24 protein-coding genes are annotated in these 22134 nt (G+C 72.8%); 10 read left to right on the top strand and 14 right to left on the bottom strand.

The window, feature by feature from the left end; genetic code table 11:
* Positions 1-16: 16 nt before the first annotated feature.
* Complete coding sequence (locus GTY56_RS04250; RefSeq protein ID WP_346345415.1) at positions 17-3292, bottom strand: ATP-binding protein; 3276 nt, start codon at positions 3290-3292, stop codon at positions 17-19.
* A 32-nt stretch (positions 3293-3324) separates the two neighbouring features.
* Positions 3325-3954, bottom strand: a complete 630-nt coding sequence (locus GTY56_RS04245; RefSeq protein WP_237524377.1) for a DUF6578 domain-containing protein — start codon at positions 3952-3954, stop codon at positions 3325-3327.
* A gap of 105 nt (positions 3955-4059) precedes the next feature.
* Here GTY56_RS04245 and GTY56_RS04240 point away from each other — a divergent pair, with 105 nt between their 5' ends.
* Entirely contained in the window at positions 4060-4860 is an 801-nt protein-coding gene (locus tag GTY56_RS04240) for a site-2 protease family protein (protein ID WP_161362597.1), read from the top strand.
* A 10-nt stretch (positions 4861-4870) separates the two neighbouring features.
* Here GTY56_RS04240 and GTY56_RS04235 read toward each other — a convergent pair whose 3' ends face one another.
* The 3 genes from GTY56_RS04235 to GTY56_RS04225 all read right to left on the bottom strand — a co-directional run bounded on the left by GTY56_RS04235 (position 4871) and on the right by GTY56_RS04225 (position 6954).
* Positions 4871-5050, bottom strand: coding sequence for a hypothetical protein (locus GTY56_RS04235; RefSeq protein ID WP_161362595.1), 180 nt, complete (start codon positions 5048-5050; stop codon positions 4871-4873).
* Positions 5051-5122: 72 nt separating this feature from the next.
* Positions 5123-5842, bottom strand: coding sequence for an NADPH-dependent F420 reductase (npdG, locus tag GTY56_RS04230; RefSeq protein ID WP_161362593.1), 720 nt, complete (start codon positions 5840-5842; stop codon positions 5123-5125).
* Positions 5843-5880: 38 nt separating this feature from the next.
* Positions 5881-6954, bottom strand: coding sequence for a sialidase family protein (locus GTY56_RS04225; RefSeq protein ID WP_161362591.1), 1074 nt, complete (start codon positions 6952-6954; stop codon positions 5881-5883).
* 117 nt (positions 6955-7071) lie between these two features.
* On the opposite strand from GTY56_RS04225, the gene GTY56_RS04220 reads away from it, so the two are divergent.
* Positions 7072-7674, top strand: coding sequence for a hypothetical protein (locus tag GTY56_RS04220; protein ID WP_161362590.1), 603 nt, complete (start codon positions 7072-7074; stop codon positions 7672-7674).
* A gap of 75 nt (positions 7675-7749) precedes the next feature.
* On the opposite strand, the gene GTY56_RS04215 is transcribed toward GTY56_RS04220, so the two are convergent.
* Positions 7750-7983, bottom strand: coding sequence for a hypothetical protein (locus GTY56_RS04215; protein ID WP_031105401.1), 234 nt, complete (start codon positions 7981-7983; stop codon positions 7750-7752).
* Positions 7984-8041: 58 nt separating this feature from the next.
* On the opposite strand from GTY56_RS04215, the gene map reads away from it, so the two are divergent.
* Positions 8042-8899 carry a type I methionyl aminopeptidase gene (gene map / locus GTY56_RS04210; protein WP_161362588.1) on the top strand — a complete coding sequence of 286 codons (858 nt, stop codon included), beginning with the start codon at positions 8042-8044 and terminating at the stop codon, positions 8897-8899.
* 105 nt (positions 8900-9004) lie between these two features.
* Positions 9005-9652, top strand: coding sequence for a biliverdin-producing heme oxygenase (locus GTY56_RS04205; RefSeq protein ID WP_161362586.1), 648 nt, complete (start codon positions 9005-9007; stop codon positions 9650-9652).
* A 71-nt stretch (positions 9653-9723) separates the two neighbouring features.
* On the opposite strand, the gene GTY56_RS04200 is transcribed toward GTY56_RS04205, so the two are convergent.
* The 3 genes from GTY56_RS04200 to GTY56_RS04190 all read right to left on the bottom strand — a co-directional run bounded on the left by GTY56_RS04200 (position 9724) and on the right by GTY56_RS04190 (position 11511).
* The gene (locus tag GTY56_RS04200; protein ID WP_161362584.1) at positions 9724-9930 is read right to left on the bottom strand and encodes a hypothetical protein; all 207 of its coding nucleotides are present in this window, start codon (positions 9928-9930) and stop codon (positions 9724-9726) included.
* Between the two features lie 98 nt (positions 9931-10028).
* Complete coding sequence (locus GTY56_RS04195; RefSeq protein ID WP_161362581.1) at positions 10029-10673, bottom strand: PhzF family phenazine biosynthesis protein; 645 nt, start codon at positions 10671-10673, stop codon at positions 10029-10031.
* 70 nt (positions 10674-10743) lie between these two features.
* On the bottom strand, positions 10744-11511 hold the full coding sequence (locus GTY56_RS04190; protein ID WP_161362579.1) for a site-specific integrase: 768 nt from the start codon (positions 11509-11511) through the stop codon (positions 10744-10746).
* Between the two features lie 152 nt (positions 11512-11663).
* On the opposite strand from GTY56_RS04190, the gene GTY56_RS04185 reads away from it, so the two are divergent.
* From GTY56_RS04185 to GTY56_RS04175, 3 genes are all read left to right on the top strand, one after another.
* Complete coding sequence (locus tag GTY56_RS04185; RefSeq protein WP_161362577.1) at positions 11664-12800, top strand: sigma factor-like helix-turn-helix DNA-binding protein; 1137 nt, start codon at positions 11664-11666, stop codon at positions 12798-12800.
* Between the two features lie 99 nt (positions 12801-12899).
* Positions 12900-13187 (top strand): hypothetical protein, encoded by a 288-nt coding sequence (locus GTY56_RS04180; RefSeq protein ID WP_161362575.1) that lies wholly within the window; start codon positions 12900-12902, stop codon positions 13185-13187.
* 95 nt (positions 13188-13282) lie between these two features.
* The gene (locus GTY56_RS04175; RefSeq protein WP_161362573.1) at positions 13283-14275 is read left to right on the top strand and encodes an SCO2278 family lipoprotein; all 993 of its coding nucleotides are present in this window, start codon (positions 13283-13285) and stop codon (positions 14273-14275) included.
* 6 nt (positions 14276-14281) lie between these two features.
* Here GTY56_RS04175 and GTY56_RS04170 read toward each other — a convergent pair whose 3' ends face one another.
* Positions 14282-15022, bottom strand: coding sequence for a bifunctional DNA primase/polymerase (locus GTY56_RS04170; protein ID WP_161362572.1), 741 nt, complete (start codon positions 15020-15022; stop codon positions 14282-14284).
* Positions 15023-15231: 209 nt separating this feature from the next.
* On the opposite strand from GTY56_RS04170, the gene GTY56_RS04165 reads away from it, so the two are divergent.
* Positions 15232-16089, top strand: coding sequence for a glycerophosphodiester phosphodiesterase (locus tag GTY56_RS04165; RefSeq protein ID WP_161362569.1), 858 nt, complete (start codon positions 15232-15234; stop codon positions 16087-16089).
* On the opposite strand, the gene GTY56_RS04160 is transcribed toward GTY56_RS04165, so the two are convergent.
* On the bottom strand, positions 16068-16709 hold the full coding sequence (locus GTY56_RS04160) for a TetR/AcrR family transcriptional regulator (protein ID WP_161362567.1): 642 nt from the start codon (positions 16707-16709) through the stop codon (positions 16068-16070). The genes GTY56_RS04165 and GTY56_RS04160 overlap by 22 nt on opposite strands.
* Before the next feature lie 108 nt (positions 16710-16817).
* Between GTY56_RS04160 and GTY56_RS04155 the strand changes: the two genes are divergently transcribed.
* Both GTY56_RS04155 and GTY56_RS04150 read left to right on the top strand, forming a co-directional pair.
* A complete protein-coding gene (locus tag GTY56_RS04155) occupies positions 16818-17027 on the top strand; it encodes a DUF6243 family protein (protein WP_237524376.1) in 210 nt (69 codons plus the stop codon).
* A gap of 152 nt (positions 17028-17179) precedes the next feature.
* Entirely contained in the window at positions 17180-18529 is a 1350-nt protein-coding gene (locus GTY56_RS04150) for a S28 family serine protease (protein ID WP_161362565.1), read from the top strand.
* Here GTY56_RS04150 and GTY56_RS04145 read toward each other — a convergent pair.
* From GTY56_RS04145 to GTY56_RS04135, 3 genes are all read right to left on the bottom strand, one after another.
* The gene (locus GTY56_RS04145; RefSeq protein WP_161362563.1) at positions 18526-19512 is read right to left on the bottom strand and encodes a small ribosomal subunit Rsm22 family protein; all 987 of its coding nucleotides are present in this window, start codon (positions 19510-19512) and stop codon (positions 18526-18528) included. The two genes, GTY56_RS04150 and GTY56_RS04145, sit on opposite strands and share 4 nt — an antisense overlap.
* 146 nt (positions 19513-19658) lie before the next feature.
* Positions 19659-20837, bottom strand: coding sequence for a serine hydrolase (locus GTY56_RS04140; protein ID WP_161362561.1), 1179 nt, complete (start codon positions 20835-20837; stop codon positions 19659-19661).
* Positions 20780-22087, bottom strand: a complete 1308-nt coding sequence (locus GTY56_RS04135; RefSeq protein WP_161362559.1) for a multidrug effflux MFS transporter — start codon at positions 22085-22087, stop codon at positions 20780-20782. The genes GTY56_RS04140 and GTY56_RS04135 overlap by 58 nt, the downstream gene beginning before the upstream one ends.
* Positions 22088-22134: the final 47 nt, after the last annotated feature.

Below are 22134 nucleotides of genomic sequence, written 5' to 3'. Positions count from 1 at the left end.
GGGCGGCCGGATCGCCTCACGGGTTCCTCCAGAGCAGGGCGGCGGCCTCGTCGAGAGAGAGGCCGCCGCCCGCCGCGTACGCGGCCTCGTAGGCCCGGTCACCGAGCAGCGCCCGGGCCTGCCGCTCCGTGCGTTCGCGGGTCTCGCGCTCCTGCCGCTGGGCGATGTGACCGGGCGGCAGCAGGGCGTCGAAGGCACCCAGACACCGGGCCGCGTCCTCGGCGCGCCCGCCGCCGTCGATGGCGGCGAGGGCCCGGGCGCCGATGATCAGGTACCCCGAGCGCAGATGGGGCGTGATGGCCTCGGCGAGCGGGTCGGCGGCCCGCTCCATCCCCCGGCGGATCCGGAGCAGGCACTCCTCGTACCGCCCCTCCGCGGCGTCCAGCCACGCCTCCACGCCGAGGATGTACGCGTCGAAGACGATGAAGTGGGCGATGCGGAAGTCCTGCCGCAGCCGGCCCAGTTGCTCGCGCGCCTCCGCGATGCGGCCCGTCATGCCGAGCCAGCCGGCGAGGAACAGGCGGGCGGCGGGCATGGCCTCGCTGTGCGAGTCCTCGCGCTGGGCGATCACCTCGCGCAGCAGGCGTTCACCGCGTTCGTCGTCGCCCGCCTCCAGCAGCGCGCTGCCCAGCCGGGCGCTGAGCACCGCCGCCTGGGCGCGGGCACCGAGGTGTTCGGCGTGGGCGATGGCCTCCTCGTAGTCGGCGGCGGCCAGGGTGTGGTGGCCCTTGCGCTCGTGGGCCTCGGCGCGGGCGGAGAGGGCTTCGGCGGTCCCCCAGGAGTCACCGAGGCGCCGGTAGATCTCCAGCGACTCGTCGGCGTCGTGGGCGGCGTCACCGGTCCAGTCCGTGCGGTTGGCGAGGAAGTTGGCCCGCATCTGCAGGCCCGAGGCGAGCTCCCAGTCGAAGCCCGGGGTCCGCCGGCAGGTGCGGATGGACGCGTCGATGATGACGCGCAGCCTGTCCATGTCGCCGGTCAGCATCACGGCGAAGAACCAGAGCAGACCGGGGAGCCGGCAGTTCTGCGGCAGTCCGGGCTCGTACGTCGCGGCGATGGCGCGCAGCTTCCGCTGGGAGTCCGGGTTCTGCCAGGCGTCCAGCTCGGTGTCCATGCAGGCGAGATGGGCGAGGTGGATACCGCGCCGGGCCTCCCACAGGATCTCGCCGGTCATCGGGGGCGGGGCGTCGGTGCAGCGCTGCCACACCGCCGTGGCGGGGCGGAGGGGCTCGGTGAAGGGGTCCGGGCCGAGCGCCATCACCTCACGGCACCAGTTGCGGGCCTCGATGCGCAAGTCGCGCATCTGCCAGTACCAGACGAGGGACAACGCCAGGCACAGCGCCTCCTGTTCGTCGCGCAGGACCACGGCGCGGCGCAGGGCGATGCGCAGGTTCTCGTACTCGCGCTCCAGCCGGTGGATGGCGGCGAGTTGTCCGGGGCCGCGCAGCAACGGGTCGGTGACGCGGGCCAGTTCACGGAAGTACGTCAGATGGGCCCGCTCGGCCCCGGCGCGCTGCCCGGACTCGTCCAGCCGTTCGGCGGCGTACTCGGCGACGGTCTCCAGGAGCCGGTAGCGCATCTCCCCGTCGGCGGAACCGTCCGGCGGGGCGGCCACGACCAGGGAGCGGTCCACGAGGGAGCCGAGGGCCTCCAGGGCGGCCGGTCCGCACACGGCCTCGGCGGCGGGCAGGTCGCAGCCGCCGGCGAACACCGACAGCCGCCGCAGAACGTCGCGTTCCTCCTCGTCGAGCAGGTCCCAGGACCAGTCGACGACCGCTCTGAGGGTCTGCTGGCGGGGCAGGACGGTACGGCTGCCGGAGGTGAGGAGACGGAAGCGGTCGTCCAGGCGGTCGGCGATCTGGCGGGGTGTGAGCATCCGCAGCCGGGCGGCGGCCAGTTCGATGGCCAACGGCAGGCCGTCGAGGCGCCGGCAGATCTCGGCGCACGCCCCGGGATCGTCCTCGGTCCGGAAGCCGGGCCGGGCCGCCGCGCCCCGGTCGGCCAGCAGCCGCAGCGCCACCGGCTCGGGCAGCGGCTCCACCGGCCGCAGCAACTCGCCCGGGACACCGAGGGGTTCGCGGCTGGTGGCCAGGACCGTGAGGTCCGGGCAGCGCGCCAGCAGTTCCTCGGTGAGCCGGGCGGCGGCGTCGACGACGTGCTCGCAGTTGTCGAGGATCAGCAGCATGCGGGGCCGGGAGCAGTGCTCCGCGAGCCGCTCGACGGGGGCGTCGAGCCGGTCGGCGACGGCGGCGCGGATGCCCTCGGCGCCGGCGCCGTACAGCACGGTCTCCCGGGCGCCGACGGCGGTGAGCACGGCCTCCGGTACGGCGTCCGGGTCGTCGACGGGGGCGAGTTCGGCCAGCCACACACCGCCGGGCATGGCCTCGCGCACGGTCTCCGCGGCCTCCTGGGACAGCCGGGTCTTCCCGGCGCCGCCGGGGCCGAGCAGGGTGACCAGCCGGGCCTGCGCGAGATCCCCGCGGATGGTCTCGATGTCGCTCTCCCGGCCGATGAAGGAGGTGAGGCGGGCCCGGAGGTTGCCGGCGGGCCGGGCCGACGCGGGCACGGGCGTGTCCCCTGGCCGGAGCAACTCGGCGTGCAGAGCACGCAGTTCCGGGCCCGGGTCGGCCCCGAGGCGGTCGGCGAGGAGGCGCCGGACGTCCTCGAAGGCGTCCAGCGCCTCCGCCGTACGGCCGGCGTCCCGCAGGGCGCGCAGCCGCAGGGCCTGGAGGGGCTCGTCCAGGGGGTGGCCGTCGCACAGGGCGGTCAGCTCCGGCAGGGACTGCTCGGCCTGGCCCTGGGCGAGGGCGGCGGCGTGCCGGGCCCGGAGCGCGTCCAGGCGGCGGGTGTCCCAACGAGCGGCCTCGGCGGTGCGGTCGGGCAGGTCGGCGAGAGCGGGGCCGCGCCACAGGGCGAGAGCGTCGTCGAGGACCACGGTGGCCTTGGCGGGGTCGCCGTCGGCCAGCGCCCGCAGCCCCTCACCGGCCAGCCGCTCGAAGCGGTGCAGGTCGACGTCGTCGGGCGCGGCCGCGAGCCGGTACCCGCCGGCGACGGAGGCGACCGCGCCCGCCCCGAGCGCCCGCCGCAACCGCCCGACCAGCGCCTGTAGCGCCCCCGGCGCGTCGGCGGGCGGCTGCCCGCCCCACACCTCGTCGACGAGCAGCCCCACGGGCACGGTCCGCCCGGCCCGCAGCGCGAGCACGGTCAGCAACGCACGCAACCGCGCCCCACCGACCGGAACGACCGACCCGTCACTGCGGAGCGCCTGCGTGGTGCCGAGGATGCGGTAGTGCACGGGCTCATTGTCTCCGGTGATACGGGGGCGGGTCACGGCGGTTGACTGCGCGGCGGGGCGTCACGGGGGGCACGAGGGCCCCGGGCCTCGCGGACGGCGTGGGAGAGGCGGGAGTCCGTGCCCGGCACCTCCAGGATCACCACCACCCCCGACTCGCGCGAGCGCCGTCCCCGCCCGTCGGCCGCCCGCTCCCCTTCTCGTTCCTTGAACCACTCCGGGCACCGGTCCACCGGCCGCAGCCCGCGCTCCCCCGTCACCGGCTCGTAGAGGCGCGATCCGGGCGCGGTCTCGGCCCAGGACTGGGTCAGCACTTGAACGGCCCGCACCAGCCCCCCGGCCTCGGGCCACCGCGCGCCGTGCCGCTCGACGGACAGCAGCCCGGCCGTCCGGTTCCAACCCCCCGGCTCCGGGCGCCGGTCCTCCTCGGCGTCGGGGTCCGCCCCCAGGGCGACCGGGAGGGCCGTCCCCTCCCCCACCATCCGCACGCCGCCCACGTCCGTCACGGGCCCGGCGACCTCGGTGAGCTGGTCGTGCCAGCCGCCGCCCAGCACGGTGTCCGGGTCCAGGAGCAGCAGCGGCCAGCTCACCTCGTCCCCGACCGAGAACGGGGTGCCGCAGCACTCCATCTGCCAGTCCTCGTAGAACACGTGCCACAGCCCCATGGACCCACCCTCCCCGGAACCGACCGCCCCGCGCGAGACGTTTTTCACCCGGGCCCGGTACCGTCGGGCCGTTCCACCCCCGTGTCGACGAGTGCAGGGAGCCCCATGACCACCGCCACCACCCGCCACAGCGAGCGGCGGATCAGTCCCGTGTTCGTCGGGATCGTCGCCGTGACGGCGGTCACGGGCTGGGCGACCTGGACCGGGTTCGCCGAGCAGCCCGGCGTCGCCGTGTTCCTGTTCGTGACGGCGGCGTGGATCGTCTCGCTGTGTCTGCACGAGTACGCGCACGCCCGCACCGCCCTGCACAGCGGTGACATCTCCATCGGCGCGAAGGGTTACCTGACCCTCAACCCGTTGAAGTACACGCACGCCCTGCTCAGCATCGTGCTCCCGGTGATCTTCGTGATCATGGGCGGGATCGGCCTGCCCGGCGGCGCCGTGTTCATCGAGCGGGGCCGGATCCAGGGGCGCTGGAAGCACAGTCTGATCTCGGCGGCGGGCCCGCTGACGAATGTGCTGTTCGCCGTGGTGTGCACCGCCCCGTTCTGGCTGGACGCGCTGGACGGCGTGCCGAACGACTTCCGGTTCGCCCTCGCCTTCCTCGCACTGCTCCAGGTGACGGCGGCGCTGCTGAACTTCCTGCCGGTGCCGGGCCTGGACGGCTACGGCGTCATCGAGCCCTGGCTGTCGTACGGCATCCGGCGCCAGGTGGAGCCGTTCGCGCCGTTCGGCCTGCTGTTCGTGTTCGCGCTGCTGTGGCTGCCGGCGGTGAACGGGGTCTTCTTCGACGTGATCGACACGATCCTGAAGTCCCTCGGCATCAGCGACTTCGAGACGTACTGCGGTCAGGAGCTGTACCGCTTCTGGCAGGGCTCGAACGAGTTCTGCTCGGCGGCGTCCTGACGGGCGCGGGTCAGCCGGCGGCGGACTTTCGCTGCTTGGCGCGCTTGGCGTAGTACCAGCACATATTGGACGACAGGCCCGCCAGCAGCACCCACACGATCCCCAGGAAGCTGCCCCGCGTGAAGGAGACCACGGCGGCGGCCACGGAGAGCACGCAGACGATCAGGGCGTAGAGGGCGAGGCGGGGCATGGGGTCGACTCCTGTCGGGGGACACTGCGGCACTGCTGGTGCCGTCCAGTGTCCCCCATGCCCGTCACCGGCTCACACGTCGGTGACGCGCAGGCCCGCGTGCGCCTTGTACCGGCGGTTCACGGAGATCAGGTTCGCCACCAGCGACTCCACCTGGTGGGCGTTGCGCAGCCGCCCGGCGAAGATGCCGCGCATGTTGGGGATGCGGCCGGCGAGGGCCTGGACGATCTCGACGTCGGCGCGGACCTCGCCGAGCACCATCACGTCGGTGTCGATCTCGTCGATCTCCGGGTCCTGGAGCAGCACGGCCGACAGGTGGTGGAAGGCGGCCGTGACCCGGGAGTCCGGCAGCAGGGCGGCGGCCTGCTCGGCGGCGCTGCCCTCCTCGGGCTTGAGGGCGTAGGCGCCCTTCTTGTCGAAGCCGAGCGGGTTGACGCAGTCGACGACGAGCTTGCCCGCCAGATCCCCGCGCAGGGATGCGAGGGTCTTGCCGTGGCCGTCCCAGGGCACGGCGACGATCACGATGTCGCTGCGGCGGGCGGTCTCGGCGTTGTCGGCGCCCTCGACGCCATGGCCGAGTTCCTCGGCGGCCGCCTGGGCGCGGTCGGCGGCACGCGAGCCGATGATCACCTTCTGGCCGGCCTTGGCGAGCCGGTAGGCCAGGCCCTTGCCCTGCGGCCCGGTCCCGCCGAGCACCCCCACCACGAGTCCGGAGACGTCGGGCAGGTCCCAGGGGTCCTTGGCGGGGGCCTTCTGGGTGTGGTCGGCGGCAGCACTGTCGGTAGAAGTCATGGCCCCGACTCTACGACCGCGTCACCGTGCCGGGAGGCTCAGGTCAGCTCCGTCACGGGCACCCGCCGGAAGGTGATCGTCTCGTAGGCGCCGAAGTCTCCGGTCTCGTACAGCAGGCCCACGGTGCCGGCGTCGGCGCGTACGAGATCCGAGTACGCGGCGGGCAGGCCGTCCACGGTGTACGCCGGGCGCCAGGTGGTGCCGGCGTCGGTGGAGGCACGGATCGTCATCAGGGCGCGGAAGCCCGGGTCGGCGGGGCCGGAGTACAGGAGCAGGTCGGGGTCGCGCAGGTGCAGGACGGCGGCCTGGCAGACGGGGGCGGTGAGACCGGCCTGGGGACGGAAGGGCTTCACCAGGGTCTGTCCGCCGTCGGCCGAGTGCGCGTCGGCGCGGGTGCCGGGCGAGGGCGAGTCGTTGCGGGTGTTGACGTAGACGCGACCGTCGGGGAGTTCGGCGGCGGTGGTCTCGTTGGCGTTGATGTAGCCGTCGGTGTTGTCGTCGACGTAGCCGATCCGCCAGGTGGTGCCCTCGTCGTCGCTGAGCAGGCAGTGTCCGCCGTTGTACTTGCCCTCGGTGCCGTTGTCGGTGCCGGTGGGCGGCAGGGAGTGGTTGGCGGGGACGACGACCCGGCCGGTGCTGAGCTGGATCGCGTGGCCGGGGGTGGTGGCGTACCAGCGCCACTCGGGCCGCTTGGTCTGCTGGGTGATCTCCCTCTGCGCGGACCAGGTGCGGCCCTCGTCGTCGCTGTGCTGCACCCACACGCGGCGCCCGTCCGCGGCGCTCACCTTGCCGCGCCGGATGGCGTCCTCGGTGGCGAGGGCGGCGTTGCGTACGTGCACGAGGAGGACGCGGCCGGTGCCGAGGACGACGGGCGCGGGGTTGCCGGCGAGGGCGTCGCCATTGCGGGCGGCGACCTGGAGCGGGCCCCAGGTGCGGCCGCCGTCCGTGGAGCGCTTCAGCACGATGTCGATGTTCCCGAAGTCGTCCCGGGAGCCGACCCGGCCTTCGCAGAAGGCGAGCAGGTCACCGGTGCCGGTGGCGACGACGGCGGGGATACGGAAACTGGCGTAACCCTCCTGTCCGGCGCGGAAGGGGACGCTGGTCTCGGTCATCGGCGGTTCCTCCGGTCGTTCGACGGCGGTACGGGTGACCGGTCGGCTTACCCGGCCCGGGCGAATACGGGGTGAACCGCACGTCACGAGTGGCCGTTCGGGGCAGGATGCGCTCCCATGGATGCGGTTCGGGTGGCTTTGCTGCGGGAAGTGCTCGCCGGGACGGAGTGGCTGGGGGCGACGCGGCGGTTCGCCGGGGCGCTGCGCGGCTCGGTGGTGTCGCACGGGGGCGGGCTGCTGCTGGTCGGCACGCCGGAGTACGAGCCGTGGCATCTCGCCGCGCACCTGGTGGACGAGGCCGCCTGGTCGGGCACTCCGGAACTGGCCCCGACGCTGGTGCGGCACGGCGCACGCCCCTCGGATCCGGCGCATCTGGCGGTGGGTCTGGGCCGGCTGGAGGCGGCCCGGCGGGGCGAGACGCTGCTGGTGGTCGCCCCCGCGACGCCCGCCGCACCCCTGGCGGAACGGGTGTCCGACGCCCGTCGGGCCGGAGCGACGGTCCTGTCCCTCGGCCCCGGACAGGGCGAGCTGCCGTCCCTGGCGCACGAGGTCCTGGCCGTGCCCGACGGTTCGGAACTGGACCTCGACACGGTGCAGCACCTGGTCAGCGCTGCGGCCGGGGAGAACGCCCTGCCGACGCCGCGCGGGCGGCGCCGCTTCCGGGACCGGGTGGCGCGCCTGGCGGAGCACCTGACGGCACCACCGCCGGCCCGCTGGTGACGTCCGGGCGTCCTGAGGGCATGAGCGGACGCCCGGGTCCGCGGCTGTCGCGGGCCCGGGCGTCGGAGGGCGGGATCAGCTCTCGTCGTCCCGGCTGCCCGCCGGGGCGTCGTGCCACTTGGGGTCGTTCTCCCACTGGAGGTTGCGCTCGCGTGCGGTCGCCATCGCGTGTTCGGCCTCCGTGCGGGAGGCGTACGGCCCGAACCGGTCCTTGTTGGGGCACTCCGGCCCCTCCTCGACCTTCTTGTGCTCCAGGCAGTAGTACCACTCACCCGGCTTGCCGACCGTGCGCTTCTTGAACAGGGCCATGACCAGCTCCTCTCGCCATCGACATGTTCCCCCATGGCCGCTGGTTAGACTCGCTGGCATGTCTGGCCAGTCGCTGCTCGTACCGGGGGAGCTGTCCCCCACCCGTTCCGTGCCCGGAAACATCCGTCGCCCCGAATACGTCGGCAAGCCCGCGCCGACGCCGTACACCGGACCGGAGGTGCAGACGCCCGAGACCATCGAGGCGATGCGCGTGGCCGGCCGGATCGCGGCCCGGGCGATGGCGGAGGCCGCGAAGCTGATCGCCCCCGGGGTGACCACGGACGAGCTGGACAGGGTGGCGCACGAGTACATGTGCGACCACGGCGCCTACCCTTCGACGCTGGGCTACCGGGGATTCCCGAAGTCGCTGTGCTCGTCGGTCAACGAGGTCATCTGCCACGGCATCCCGGACTCGACGGTGCTGCGCGACGGCGACATCGTCAACCTCGACGTGACGGCGTACATCGGCGGGGTGCACGGCGACAACAACGCCACCTACCTGGTGGGTGACGTCGACGAGGAGTCGCGGCTGCTGGTGGAGCGGACCCGGGAGTCCCTGGAGCGGGCGATCAAGGCGGTCAAGCCGGGCCGGCAGATCAACATCATCGGCCGGGTCATCGAGTCGTACGCCAAGCGCTTCGGCTACGGGGTGGTCCGCGACTTCACCGGGCACGGCATCAACTCGTCGTTCCACTCGGGCCTGATCATCCCGCACTACGACAGCCCGCACGCCACGACGGTCATCCAGCCCGGCATGACGTTCACGATCGAGCCGATGCTGACGCTCGGGACGCACGAGTACGACATGTGGGACGACGGCTGGACGGTCGTCACGAAGGACCGGAAGCGGACGGCCCAGTTCGAGCACACGCTGGTGGTGACGGACTCGGGCGCGGAGATCCTCACGCTGCCGTAGCCGGCCTCCGCGCACACCACCACACGGCCCGCTCTCCTCCGGGAGGCGGGCCGTTCCCGTGCGGGGTCAGGTTTTTACCGACAGCCCGTCGGGAAAAGTAGGCCCATGGAATCCTTCTCCGCGCTCCTTCGGACCGCTTCTCGCGAGCAGCACGAGGAGGTCAGGGGCTCGACCTTCATCGGCGACCTGCTGGGCCACAAGCTGGGGGTCGACGCGTTCGCGCGCTACACGGAGCAGCTGTGGTTCGTGTACTCCGCGCTGGAGACCGGCGCCCGGCAGCTGGCCGCGGACCCGGTGGCCGGCCCCTTCGTCCGGCCGGAGCTGTTCCGCATGGCGGCGCTGGAGCGGGACCTGGAGTACCTGCGCGGCCCCGGCTGGCGGAGGACGGCCGACGCGCTGCCGGCCACCGTGGAGTACGCCGAGCGGATCACGGAGTGCACCCGCGACTGGCCGGCCGGCTACATCGCCCACCATTACACCCGCTACCTCGGCGACCTCTCCGGCGGGCAGATCATCCGCGACACCGCCGAGAAGAACTGGGGCTTCCCGAAGAAGGGCGACGGCGTCCGCTTCTACGTCTTCGAGGAGATCCCCAACCCGGCCGCCTTCAAGCGGACTTACGCGCAGCTGCTGGACGCGGTGCCCGGTGACGAACTGGAGCGGCAGCGGATCGTGGCCGAGTGCAAGCGGGCGTACGGACTGAACAACGCGGTGTTCGAGGCGCTGGGCGAGGAGTTCCCCCTGACGGCGTGAACGGGCGGGGCCCCCTCGCGCGCGGCGAGGGGGCCCCGGTACCGGCTCGCAGGGAGCCGGACCTGTCCTGCTCAGATGTCGAACGGACCGTTGTGGCAGACGGCCCCGCCCCACTCGATCTCGGCGGTCTCGGCCTCGAGCTCACCGAAGTACGGGCTGCACGCCACGTGGTGGTCGTCGCGGTACTCCGCGTCGTCGTTGGCGGAGGCCGCCGCCGCACCGGTGGCGGACAGGGCGGCGGTCAGGGCGACGACGGCCAGAGCGGATCGAATGCGCATGAGATTCCTCTCGCGGTGGTGCTTGGTCACGCCCAGAGGTCCCCGTTCACCACCGTCCACACACGCTGTTCCACCCGTACGGTCGCGCTCCGTCCGGGTCAGCGTTCGAGGTGGACCCGCCCGCCGACCTCGGTCCATCCGCCCGGCTGGGGCGCGGTCAGGATCTGGGAGCCGGCGCCCTGGGTGATGTTCAGGGCCCGGCCCAGCCGGTCGGTGAGCAGCAGGGCCGCGGCCCCGGTCGCCTCGTCCTCGTCGATGCCGTCGTCGCGGCCCGGGAAGGCCCGGGCCCGGATCCGCCCTGCGGACTCGTCCTCCCACGCCCAGGCGTACACCCACTCCCCCGGCGGCGGCACGGACAGGTCGTCGACCTCGGCGGCACTGCCGTACCGGCGCAGGGTCCGCGGCGGCACCCACTCCGCCCGGGCCTCGATCCAGCAGAACTCCCCGTCCTGCCGGGCGCCGACCACGCCGGCGGGCGTGATCAGTTCGGGCACGTCGAGCAGCCATGCCGTGCCGACGCAGGGGTGCCCGGCGAAGGGCAGCCGCAGCGTCGGGGTGTAGATGTCGATCACTCCGCGCTCGGGATCGTCGACGAACACGGTCTCGCTGAATCCGGTCTTCGCGGCGAACGCCTGCCGTTCGTCCCGCCCGGGCATCACGGATCCCTCACGCACGACCCCGAGTTCGTTGCCGTACCCGCCGTTCGGCCCGCAGAAGACGCGGAGCACGTCGTAGTCAGTCACGAGGGGCATTCTCGCCGGTCAGGACGCACACCGTGCGCCAGGGGGTGTGCGGCGACAGCACACCGCCGCTTCACGCGCCGGCGAACGGGCTGCGGGTGGCGGCGAGTCCGTCACAGGTCACGGTGGCCGCGATGCCGGCCAGGAGGGGATGACCGGCGGCCACGGCTCGCATCAGACCGGTGGGGGTGGTACGGCTGTCGAGGCGACGACCGCGGCTGCTGGTGAGCAGGGGGCCGGCGTCCGGAAAGCTGTGGGGGGCCGTCGTTCGGCGGTGAGGGACGTAGTCATCGACCGCGGCTGCGACGGGAAGTGGCACGGAACGGGTTTCGCTGCCGCCGCCCTTGAGCCGGACACGAGCGGTGAGGTGCCCATCCGCCCTCCAGTCGCTGAGGTCGAGGGCGACGGCTTGGTGCGCACGGAGATTCATGCCGAGGATCAGATGGCCGAGGGCGCGGGTGCGCTGGGGCAGAGGGCCGCGGTAGCGGTCGAGGGCACTCAGGAAGAGGACGGCCTGGGAGTCGTCGAGCGCCGGCCTGCCGGGGGGCAGGTGCGTGACGCGAGGCCGGAGATCGCGCTCGGCGGGGTTGTCGATGAAGGCGTCGTAGGTCTGGGCATGGTGGTAGAAGCCGCGGAGCGATGAGACACGGCGGGCTTTGGTACGGGGCTTGGCGCCGGCCGCTGACCAGGCGTCGACGTCCTGGCGATCGGCTGACCAGACGCGGGCACCGATGTGGACGAGCCAGGCGTTCACCTCGGAACGGTACGCGTCGCGGCTGCGTTGTCCGAGAGGGGCACGCTTCAGCCAGTCGTCGAGCACCTCGTGGGGATCGGGCTCCATGCTTCGGATGGTACGGCCACCCTCCCGCCTGTTATCCCAAGTGACCGTCTTGGGGGCTGCGTCTTCGCTGGTCGAAGCGGTTCACCGCGTCCCTTCGCTTTTCGCCCTTATAAGCAGGAGGGCCCGCAGGGTCCGCGGAACGAGGAGCACAGATGGCCAAGGCCGGTACCACAACGGCGACGACGTCGGCCGGATCGTCGGCTGAACGGGACCTGATCGCCGAGCTCATACTGGTCCGTCAGCACCTTCAGCGGCTGGAGAGCGGCCCCGTGATCACCGGTGCGCACAAGGTCGCCCGTAACCTCGGCCCGGTTCTGGAACCGGTCTGGGGTCTCCTCGCCGACTCCAGTGACGGCGTCGGCTACCTCCGGCAGTACGGAGCCGGCCAGGCCGCGCCCGCTGCCAAGAAGGCCAACATCGCTGTCACCACGAAGGCTGTCCGGGCGTACAAGAAGCTCAACCTCGTCGGTCCCGAGCGTCACCAGGTCTGGGCGGCTCTTTCCAACCCGGCCGAAGCTCTGCTGCGGACCGTCCGCGCGCCGTTGCCTTCTCCGGCCGAGAGCGACGGCACCACGGTCGGCCTGCATCTGAGCATCCGGCCGGCCCTCCCAGCCGTGCTGCATCTCGACTGGGACGACGACCGCGATGTCGTCCCGGCACTGCGCGCCGTCCTGCGACGCTGGTGCGACCTGGCGTACCGGGCGGGCGGCACGACGGGTGAGCTGGCCCGTGTGACGCTGGCATCCGCCCTGCTGGCCCGAGGGGCAGCGCTCGACGGCGACATCGCCACCGTCCGCTGGTTCGTCGAGCGATGGCTCGGACTCGACCCGTCCGACACCCGTGTGGACGGCGCGACCGCCGCTCTGCTCGAGAACAACTGGGTCCGCAACCGCGTCGACAACCAGCTCTCCGTGGTCCTCGACACCGTCACCCAGCTCCGCCTGGACGCGTCTCATCAGCACCGGCTTCACCGCCCGGCCTGGGAGACCCAGTTGAAGGGCATCCCCTTGGCTCTCCTGTCCGACCAGCCTCTCGACTTCCCGAACCACGACGAGGACCCGGTCGAGGCCACCACCCGCGTTCTCCTCGCCGAGCAGGTGCAAGCCGTCCTCGACACCCTCAGCCGGAGGGAGGATCAGGTGATCACCGCACTCGTCATGGAGGGCAAGAGCCAGAAGAAGGTGGCGGAGGAGTGCGGCCTTACGCTCTACGCCGTCAGGAAGGTCTACGGAAACGCCCTGCGTAAACTTCAGCATCCCAGTCGGTCTCGGGTCCTCAGGGACTACTAGGCCATGAAGTGCATCCCCCTTGGTGCTGTCCATGGCGACGTCCGGTCGGGCCGTGCGAGGCCGGCCCCCGATCAGCATCTCGGCATCAGCGAGGCCGGCATGAGCATCTTCCGGGACGCGATGCCGGAGTTCCTCGGCGGGCTCGCCGTCGTGCTCGTGGTCGCCGTCTTCGGGATGTACGTCCAGCGCAGGCGTAACAAGCTGCGCCGGTACACCCTGCTCAACAGTGTGGACGCGGAAGGAAACCCGGTCCTCCATGTCACGACGCGCCGCGCGGGCATCGTCATCAGGCGCGACGTCGGCCACGGTCCGGAGCGCTTCGAGCTCACCGATGTGCAGTTGCCCGACCACACCTATGCGGCAGAACCACTGGACCGTTTCGCATAGCGGTGTCGGGCGAGCGCGCCCACCCCACCCCCCGGCCGAACTCCGGAGGCACCCGGTAGGGTTCGCCTCCGGAAAGGGGAAGGTGAAGGTACCCGATGAGCAGGGATCGCGACCCTCGATCGCTCCGCAGGCCCGCCCGGAGCGCCCTCATAGCAACCTCGGCGACCGCTTTGTCGCTGACGGCCAGTGGATGCGTCGTCGTGCACGGCGAGCGTGAGATCCTCCCGTCCACGACCCGGGCCGAAGCCGCCAAGGCCCTCCAGGAGTTCACGGCCGCGTACAACGAGGCCGACAAGGCCTACGACGGCACTCTGGACGCCGACCACACCACCGGCGCCCTCGCCGACATCGACTCCGCCCGCCTCAAGGCCGGGAAGGCGAACAACCCGGACGGCAACCCGAACCACACCCCGCTGACGCTGACGGACGCGAAGTTCACCATCCCCAAGAAGGCCGGCTGGCCCCGCTGGTTCGTCGTCGACGCGGCCGGCAACAAGGGCGGCACCGCCCGCTGGCTGCTGGTGTTCACCCGCAGCAGCCTGGACGCCCCGTTCCAGGTGGCGTATCTGACGCTCGTCGCCCCGGGCAAGGTCCCGCAGTTCAAGAAGGACGCCGACGGCTGGGCCGAGCCCGTCCCCGTGAACTCGACCGACCTGGCCACGGACCCCGGCGACCTGAGCCGGGCGTACACGACGTATCTGAAGGACGGCGGAGAGACCTTCACGGACGGCCCCCACACCAGCCAGTGGCGTGCCGCGCGCCAGAAGAACGCCAAGAAGCCGGGCATGGTCACCCAGTACATCGACGAGCCGCTGACGAACGGCGACTACGCCCCTCTGGCGCTGCGCACGGCGGACGGCGGGGCGCTGGTGTTCTTCACCACACGTCACTTCGAGAAGCAGACCGCCTACGCGGGCACGTCCGTCCCCACCCCCAACAAGGACGTTCTCGCCCTGACGAAGGGCGAGATCAAGCAGTCCTTCACGATGGAGTTCGTCTCCAACGAGGTGGCGCTGGACCCCAGGGGCCAGGGCAAGGTGACGATCCTGGGCAGGATCCAGGGCCTGACGTCGGCGGTCGGCTCGTAGAGGGCCTCAGTGGCGCAGGGGCCAGCCCGCTCCGGCGGAGTGGTCCGCGTCCTCACCGATGTGGCGCGCACAGACCTCCGTGAGCACCTCCAGCAGGCTCAGCGGATCCGGCAGCGCGTGCTCCGGGCCGCGGACCCACCGCACCGCCTGGTCCTCACCGGGCAGCCGCGCCGGCGGTACGAGGACGTAGGAACCCCGGCAGTGCCAGCGCAGCCCGGGGTGCTCGTCCGCCGTCTCGGGGTGGCAGTCCAGTTCGCACGGCCACCACTCGTCCTCGTCCTCGGGCGTGCCGCGGGTGAGCGTGAAGAAGAGGAGGCGGCCGTCGTCGCTCTCGGCGACCGGCCCGACCTCGACACCGGCGGCGAGCAGCCGCTCCAACGCGTCGCGACCGGCGTCGAGGGGCACGTCGAGGACGTCGTGCACCATGCCGGTCGCGGTGATGAAGTTGGCCTGCGGCTGATGGCGGGCCCAGCGCTCGATCTGGCCGCGGTCGGTGGTCGACTGCGTCTGCCAGGCGAAGGACACCGGATGCCGGGCGGGGGTGGGACAGCCGACCCGGTCGCAGGAGCAGCGGTACCCCGCCGCCGGGTGGGCCGCGGGCGCGAGGGGCAGTCCCGCGCCGACGGCGGCGAGCAGCAGGGCCTCACGGCCGCCGTCCCCGGCGGTCTCCTTCGGCCGGCGCCCGGCGCGCAGCCACTGGGTGAGTTTGCCCTGCAGGCCGGTCCGGCCGCCGAACTCCGCGCTCATCTATCCCCTCGCCTCGCCGTCGTGCGGAACAGCATGCCTCATCGTCCCATCTTCCCGCGCACCGGGGGGCCAGTGCCCACCATCCAGGACAGGAAGGGCGCAACGTACAGCCGGCGTGCGAAGGGAGGAGAAGCCGCGAACGCCGCTTCCCACCGTGATCGGGTGTCATTGCCCGCTTTGCCATGACATGGCGTCCTACCGTGGTCGCCATGGTCACATGGATCGCGCTGACGGGTCTGGCCTCCGCGGCTTCCGTGGTCTCACTGACCCTCACGGGCCCCGGCGGCCGCACCCCGGCCCCGCTGGAGTGGGGCGCGGGTCCGCTGACCGTGGCGGCCCTGCCCCGGATCACGTACGTCGCGCACCGCGGTGGCGCCCATGAGGTCCCCGAGAACAGCATGGCGGGGCTGACGACGGCCTACGAGCGCGGGACGGCGCAGGTGCTGGACTTCGACACGCGGCTGCTGCGCGACGGCACGCCGGTGGTGTTCCACGACGAGACCCTGAACCGCACCACCTACCTGGGCGGCGCGGTGGGGGGTCTGGACGCCCGGGAGTGGCAGGGCGTACGGCTGCGCCCGAAGGACAGGCTCCCGGGGAGCTGGCGGTCGGAGCGGCCGCCGACGGTCGCCGAGGTGCTGGATCGTTTCGGCGGACGGATCGTGCTGATGCTGGAGGCGAAGGACCCGCGGAGCCTGGACCGGCTGGCCGCGCTGATCCGGGCCCGCGGTCTGACCCGCTCGGTGTTCGTGAACTCCAACGACCCGGAGGTGGCCCGGCGCGTCCACCGCCTCGGGCTGCTCGCGCAGTTGTGGCGCTCGGCGCAGCAGCTGCGCACGGACCGGCCGGAGCGCTGGCGGTCGTTCGTGGACCTGCTGGACGTGGACCACCGGGCGCGCGACGCGGACCTGGTGCGGGCGGTGAACTCGGGGATCGCGCGGGTGTGGGCGCACACCGTGCTGACGGACGCGCAGCGGGACCGGGTGCTGGCGCTGGGCTGTGGCGGCGTGATCACGGACGCGCCGGGGCGCCTGGCCCGGGCCGCTCAGCGCGGGGCCAGGCCGTGAAGGGCGTAGTCGACGAGGGTGTCGGTGTACTCGTGGGAGATCGGGCCGGTGTGCTGGAGCCAGCGCTGGGCGAGCGGGGAGATGAAGAACTCCAGGGCGATGCGCGGGTCGATCTCGGGCCGCACCTGGCCGGCCTCCTGCGCGGCGCGCAGCCGGCCGATGTAGAGGTCCAGTGAGGGCCGCATCAGCTTGGCGACGAGCTCGCGCCCGAGCTGCTCGTTGACGACGCCCTCGGCGGCGAGCGCGCGGGAGGGCACATCGAATTTGGGGTCGCGCATCTGGTCGACGGTGGCCCGCAGGACGCTTTTGACGTCGGCGGCGAGGTCGCCGGTGTCCGGGAAGACGTACGGCTCCGGCCCGGCCTCCGGCACGGCCTGTTCGGCCAGGTCGAGGAACGCCTCCATCAGGACGTCCGCCTTGGACGACCACCACCGGTAGATCGTCTGCTTGCCGACACCGGCGCGGGCGGCGATGCCCTCGATGGTGGTCTTGGGGTAGCCCATCTCGACGACGAGGGCGAGGGCGGCGTCGTAGATGGCGCGGCGGGACTTCTCGCTGCGCCGGGTGGAGTCGGGGGCGGGCTTGCCGGGGGCGGGCTGGGCGGATTTCTGGGCGGCCATGCATCGAATTTATCAGGTTGACAAGACGGAGCGTCTCGCGGACAGTGGAGCGACATGTGCGAGACGAACCGTCTCGTCGCGACGTCGGAATCAGGGAAGGAGCCCGGGATGACCCGAGGCGGAGCCGGAAACATGCTGGGTGTCGGCGGATCGCGCCGGAACCTCGGTCGCAAGGCGCTGCGCGGCGGCGGCCGGGCCGGCCGGATCGGCAGCGGTCTCGACCCGCAGGCGCAGAAGCGCGAACTGCTGCGCACACTCCAGCAGCAACGACAGCAGAGGGAAGGACGGGAGGAGAGCGCGGCCGGCGAGCAGTCGTGAGCCTCCCCCGCGCGAGGGAGAGCGGACCCCCGCGCGCGGGATCCTCCCGGGACGTGCGGCGGATGTACTGAGGCGGTCGCGGCCCGCGACCGGCGCACATCCGCCGCACGGACTCCCGGGAGGATTCACCTCATGACCGCAGGACTCGCCTCATGACCGCATGGACAAGACGACGGCTGCTCACGTCAGCGGCGGCCACGGCTCTCCCGGCGGCGGGCCTCGTCACCGCGGCGGCCCCGCCCGCGCGGGCGGCGGCAGCGACGGCCCGCACCGGGGACGCCGACGTGGCCGACGCCTTACGGGCCCTTCCCGGACTGCGCCTGATCGAGGAGCGGCAGGACGCCGAACCCGGCTACCGGCACTTCGTCCTGGGCCTGCGCCAGCCGGTCGACCACACGAACCCCGCCGCGGGCACCTTCGAGCAGCGCCTCACCCTGCTCCACACCGCCGCCGGCCAGCCCACCGTGCTGTTCAGCACGGGTTACCACGCGGTCCTCACCCCGCGGCGGACCGAACCGGCCGTTCTGCTCGGCGCCAACCAACTCCAGGTGGAGCACCGCTACTTCGGCTCCTCACGCCCCACGGACCCCGGCTACGCCCACCTCACGATCCGCCAGGCCGCCGACGACCACCACCGCGTCGTCCGGCTCTTCCGCCGGCTCTACCCCGGCACGTGGATCTCCACCGGCGGCAGCAAGGGCGGCATGGCGAGCGTGTACCACCGCCGTTTCCATCCCCACGACGTGAACGGCACAGTGGTCTACTCGGCCCCGAACAACACCGACGACCGCGACGACTCCGCGTACCTCCGCTTCCTGGAGACGGTCGGCACCCCCGCGGCCCGCGAGGCCCTGAAGGCGGCCCAGCGGGCGATCCTGCTGCGCCGGACCGAGCTGGCCGCCCGCTATGAGGCATGGGCGGCCGCCTCCGGCGACACCTTCCGGCTCGTGGGCGGCGCCGACAAGGCGCTCGAAATCGCCGCCCTGCGCGCGCCGTTCATGTTCTGGCAGCGCGGCACCCCGGCCGACGTCGCCGCGATCCCCGGCCCCGGTGCGACGTCCGAGGAGCTGTACACCTGGCTGGACGACACGGCGGGCCTTGAGCTGTACGCCGACACGACCGCCCGGAACTACATCCCGTACTGGTTCCAGATCGGCACCCAGCTCGGGTACGGCAGCTTCCCCGCCGCGCACCTCGCGGATCTGCTCCGCCACCCGGGCGCCGCCGAGCCGCGCAGTTTCGTCCCCCGGGACGTCCCCCTGCGCTTCGACCGGGCCGCCATGCCCGACATCGACCGCTGGGTCCGGCGGCGCGGCAGCCGGCTGCTGTTCCTCTACGGCACCCAGGACCCGTCGGTGGCCGAGCACTTCCGCCCCGGGGGTCCGGACTCACGGGTGCTGTGGGTGCCGGGCGGGAACCACGGGGCCGACCTCGCCGACCTGTCCCGGGCCGACCGGAAGTGGGCGGAGGACGCCCTGGTCCGCTGGGCGGGTCAGGGCTAGGACGAGGGCGGCCAGGCGTCTCCCCAGTCGGCGTCCCGGGCGGCCTTGTACAGGTCGCCGTGGCGCTTGGTGACGGTGGCGCGGCGCAGGGACGGTTCGCTCCGGCACAGGTCCAGGAGGACCTGGCCCTTGCGGATCTGGGGGCGCCGGACGACCCGGTTGGCGGCCGGTTCGACGGGGAAGCGGGCGGCGGCGACGTAGGCGAACTTCTCGTCCTCGTAGGCGAGGGAGCCGCCCTTGACCTGGCGGTGCAGGGAGGAGCGGCTGACCCGGGCGGAGAAGTGGCACCAGTCCGTGCCCGGTGCGATGGGGCAGGCGGCGCTGTGCGGGCAGGGGGCGGCGATGCGGAAACCGGCCGTGATCAGCCGGTCGCGGGCCTCGATGAGGCGGGCGTAGCCGTCGGGGGTGCCGGGCTCGACGATCACGACGGCCTGTGCGGCGGCCGCGGCGGCGTCGACGAGGGCGGCGCGGTCGGCGGCGGTCAGCTCGTTGAGGACGTAGGAGACGGTGACGAGGTCCGTGCTGTCGAGGGTGAGCGCCGCTCCGATCCGGGAGCGCTGCCAGCGTACGTCCCGCAGCTCCGGGTTGGCCGCGGCGATCTCCCGCCCCAGGGCGAGCGCCGGTTCGGCCCAGTCGAGCACGGTGACGGGCCGCTCCCCGCCCCAGACCGCGTTCACGGCCCAGGCGGCGGCGCCCGTGCCCCCACCGAGGTCGGTGTGCCCGCCCGGCACCCACGCGGGCACGGCGTCCGCGAACGCCTCCAGCGCGGCGCGCACGGCCTCGAAGGTCGCGGGCATCCGGTAGGCGGCGTAGGCGGCGACGTCGGCCCGGTCCCGGAGGATGGGAGCGTCGGTCGGGGTGGCCCCCCGGTAGCTGGCGATCAGCCGCTCGACCGCCTGCGAGGCCTGCCGTGGCGGCAGCCCGTCGAGCAGACCGGCAAGAGCGGCACGGAGGTTTTCGGCCGGGGGTGCGGGGGCGTTCACCCGGCGATTCTACGAGGCGGGCCGGGGCGGGCGCGGCGCTCACCCGGGGCAGTCCCGCCCGGGCTTCCGGCCGGCCTCCACCGTGACGCCGCCGAGGTGACAACACCACCCCGGCCGGGCACCCCGGCTCACCCCTCACCGGAGGGTCACCGCACCGCCCGAGCCACCCGGGACCCCGCTGCCGCTCTCGGGGCGCTGTCCGGGTGGCGGCGGCGGGGGTGGACCGCATTGGTGAGGAGGATCAGGAACGTGTCGGTGGCCGGGTCGAGGACGAGGGACGTGCCGGTGAAGCCCGTGTGGCCGGCCGCGCCGCGGCCCGCCAGGTCGCCCATGAACCAGGGCTGGTCGAGGGAGAAGCCGAGGCCGGGCGGGGTGAAGAGGAGCTCGACGAAGTCGGGGCCGAGGATGCGGGCGGGGCCGTGGGAGCCGCCGGCGAGGAGGGTGCGGCAGAACACCGCTAGGTCCCGGCCGGTGGAGAACAGGCCCGCGTGGCCGGCCACGCCCCCGAGGGCCCAGGCGTTCTCGTCGTGGACCTCGCCCCGCAGCATCCCCCGGTCCGCCTTGGCCCACGGCCGCCGCTGGTCCTCCGTCGCCGCGGCGCCCGGGCAGGGCCCGAAGTCCGTCGCCGTCATGCCCAGCGGCCGGGTGATGCCGTCGTGGACGAGGACGTCGAGGGTGCGGCCGGTGACGCGCTCCAGGACGTACTGGAGGAGGAGCATGTTGAGGTCGGAGTAGCAGTACGTGCCCGGGGCCCCCACCGGCGGCTCCGCCTGGAGCGCGGCGAGCCGCTGCGCGTCGTCGGCGTAGTCGTAGAGGGGCAGTTCGGGCCGTAGCCCCGACGTGTGGGTGAGCAGCTGCCGCACGGTGATGCCGTGCCGGGCGGCCGCGGTGAAGTCGGGCAGGTACGCCCCGACCTTCGCGTCGATGCCGAGCGTGCCGCGCTCGATCTGCTGCACGGCGGCCACGGACGTGAACAGTTTGGTCAGGGACGCCAGGTCGAAGGGCGTGCCGACGGTCATCGGGACGCGGTCCTCGGGGGGCAGTTCCACCCCGGCGTCGGCTACGGGGTCGTAGGCCGCGTAGCGCACGGCCCACCCCGCGGCCTCCTCCACCGCGATCACCGGGCCGCGCCCGACGACCAGGACGGCTCCAGGCGCCCAGGGGCGCTGCCCGGTGGTCAGGACGTGGACCTCCCGGACGAGGTGACGCAGCTCCGCGGGGTCGAGTCCGGCCCGTTCCGGCGTGCCGTCGCGCAGTCTGGGTGCGCTCAGCTGACTGCTCCCTCCACGCTCGGGCGGCTGCTCTCCTTCTTCCAGGGTCGGCACATTCCCATGAAGCAGGCAAGTGCCACCAGTGCGGCGGCCAGTTGGACGACCGCCATCGGAAGGGCGGTGTCCTCCCCGGCGACGCCGACGAGCGGGGAGGCGATCGCGCCGATGAGGAAGGAGGTGGTGCCGAGCAGGGCCGATGCGGAGCCCGCGGCGTGCTTGGTGCGCATCAGGGCGAGGGCCTGGGTGTTGGGCAGGGTGATGCCCATCGCGGACATCAGCACGAACAGCGCGGCGGCGACGGGCACGAGGCCGACCTCGCCGAAGACGCCCAGGGACATCAGCAGCAGCGCGGTCGCGGCGGTGATGACGATCGCCAGGCCGGTGCCCAGCACCCGGTCGAGGCTGACCCGGCCGACCAGGACCTTGCCGTTGATCTGGCCGACGACGACCAGCCCGACGGAGTTGACGCCGAACAGCAGGCTGAACGTCTGTGGGGAGGCGCCGTAGATCTCCTGGATGACGAACGGGGAGGCCGAGATGTAGGCGAACAGGGAGGCGAAGGCGAAGCCGCCGGCGAGGGTGTAGCCGGCGAAGGCGCGGTCGGCGAGCAGGCCGCGCATCGAGCGCAGCGCCTCGCCGACGCCGCCGCTGTGCCGCTCGGCGGGCGCCAGCGTCTCGGGCAGCCGCGCCCACACCAGGACCCCGATCAGCACGCCGATGACCGTGAGGACGGCGAACACGCCCCGCCAGTCCGTGACGCGCAGGACCTGCCCGCCGATCAGCGGCGCCACGATCGGGGCGACCCCGGAGATCAGCATCAGGGTGGAGAAGAAGCGGGCCATGGCCATGCCGTCGTAGAGGTCGCGGACGACGGCCCGCGCGATCACGATGGCGGCCGCGCCCGCGAGGCCCTGGGCCAGCCGGAAGGCCACCAGCAGCTCGACGGTGGGGGCGAGCGCGCACAGGACGGTCGCGACGACGAAGACGGCGAGCCCGGCGAGCAGCGGACGGCGGCGCCCCCACCGGTCGCTCATCGGCCCGACCACGAGCTGCCCGAGCGCCATGCCGGCCAGGCAGGCCGTGAGGGTGAGCTGCACGGTCGCGGCGGACGCGTGCAGGGAACGGGTGACCTCCGGCAGGGACGGGAGGTACATGTCCATCGCCAGCGGCGGCACGGCGGTCAGGCTCCCGAGGAGGAAGGTGACCAGGAGCCCGGTGCGGCGGTGCGGTGTGCGCTCGGGCCGCTCCGTTCCGGCCGCGGCCTCCTGCGCGGTCTTCGATATGAACGCCCCACCCTCGGGCATGAGTCCCTCCCTCTGCGTGCCGATCGCCACCTATGCTCTCAGCTCGT

Origin of the sequence: Streptomyces sp. SID5643 (genome assembly GCF_009872555.1) — a bacterium.
GTDB classification, from domain to species: Bacteria; Actinomycetota; Actinomycetes; order Streptomycetales; family Streptomycetaceae; genus Streptomyces; species Streptomyces iakyrus.
The sequence above is the reverse complement of the archived record's forward strand: the minus strand, read 5'-3'. Positions and strand labels throughout refer to the sequence as shown.

Coding starts and splice junctions, on each gene's coding strand:
- GTY56_RS04245 (WP_237524377.1), bottom strand. CDS start 3,954: ATGGGGCTGTGGCACGTGTTCTACGAGGACTGGCAGATGGAGTGCTGC.
- GTY56_RS04240 (WP_161362597.1), top strand. CDS start 4,060: ATGACCACCGCCACCACCCGCCACAGCGAGCGGCGGATCAGTCCCGTG.
- GTY56_RS04235 (WP_161362595.1), bottom strand. CDS start 5,050: ATGCCCCGCCTCGCCCTCTACGCCCTGATCGTCTGCGTGCTCTCCGTG.
- npdG (WP_161362593.1), bottom strand. CDS start 5,842: ATGACTTCTACCGACAGTGCTGCCGCCGACCACACCCAGAAGGCCCCC.
- GTY56_RS04225 (WP_161362591.1), bottom strand. CDS start 6,954: ATGACCGAGACCAGCGTCCCCTTCCGCGCCGGACAGGAGGGTTACGCC.
- GTY56_RS04220 (WP_161362590.1), top strand. CDS start 7,072: ATGGATGCGGTTCGGGTGGCTTTGCTGCGGGAAGTGCTCGCCGGGACG.
- GTY56_RS04215 (WP_031105401.1), bottom strand. CDS start 7,983: ATGGCCCTGTTCAAGAAGCGCACGGTCGGCAAGCCGGGTGAGTGGTAC.
- map (WP_161362588.1), top strand. CDS start 8,042: ATGTCTGGCCAGTCGCTGCTCGTACCGGGGGAGCTGTCCCCCACCCGT.
- GTY56_RS04205 (WP_161362586.1), top strand. CDS start 9,005: ATGGAATCCTTCTCCGCGCTCCTTCGGACCGCTTCTCGCGAGCAGCAC.
- GTY56_RS04200 (WP_161362584.1), bottom strand. CDS start 9,930: ATGCGCATTCGATCCGCTCTGGCCGTCGTCGCCCTGACCGCCGCCCTG.
- GTY56_RS04190 (WP_161362579.1), bottom strand. CDS start 11,511: ATGGAGCCCGATCCCCACGAGGTGCTCGACGACTGGCTGAAGCGTGCC.
- GTY56_RS04185 (WP_161362577.1), top strand. CDS start 11,664: ATGGCCAAGGCCGGTACCACAACGGCGACGACGTCGGCCGGATCGTCG.
- GTY56_RS04180 (WP_161362575.1), top strand. CDS start 12,900: ATGAGCATCTTCCGGGACGCGATGCCGGAGTTCCTCGGCGGGCTCGCC.
- GTY56_RS04175 (WP_161362573.1), top strand. CDS start 13,283: ATGAGCAGGGATCGCGACCCTCGATCGCTCCGCAGGCCCGCCCGGAGC.
- GTY56_RS04170 (WP_161362572.1), bottom strand. CDS start 15,022: ATGAGCGCGGAGTTCGGCGGCCGGACCGGCCTGCAGGGCAAACTCACC.
- GTY56_RS04165 (WP_161362569.1), top strand. CDS start 15,232: ATGGTCACATGGATCGCGCTGACGGGTCTGGCCTCCGCGGCTTCCGTG.
- GTY56_RS04160 (WP_161362567.1), bottom strand. CDS start 16,709: ATGGCCGCCCAGAAATCCGCCCAGCCCGCCCCCGGCAAGCCCGCCCCC.
- GTY56_RS04155 (WP_237524376.1), top strand. CDS start 16,818: ATGACCCGAGGCGGAGCCGGAAACATGCTGGGTGTCGGCGGATCGCGC.
- GTY56_RS04150 (WP_161362565.1), top strand. CDS start 17,180: ATGACCGCATGGACAAGACGACGGCTGCTCACGTCAGCGGCGGCCACG.
- GTY56_RS04135 (WP_161362559.1), bottom strand. CDS start 22,087: ATGCCCGAGGGTGGGGCGTTCATATCGAAGACCGCGCAGGAGGCCGCG.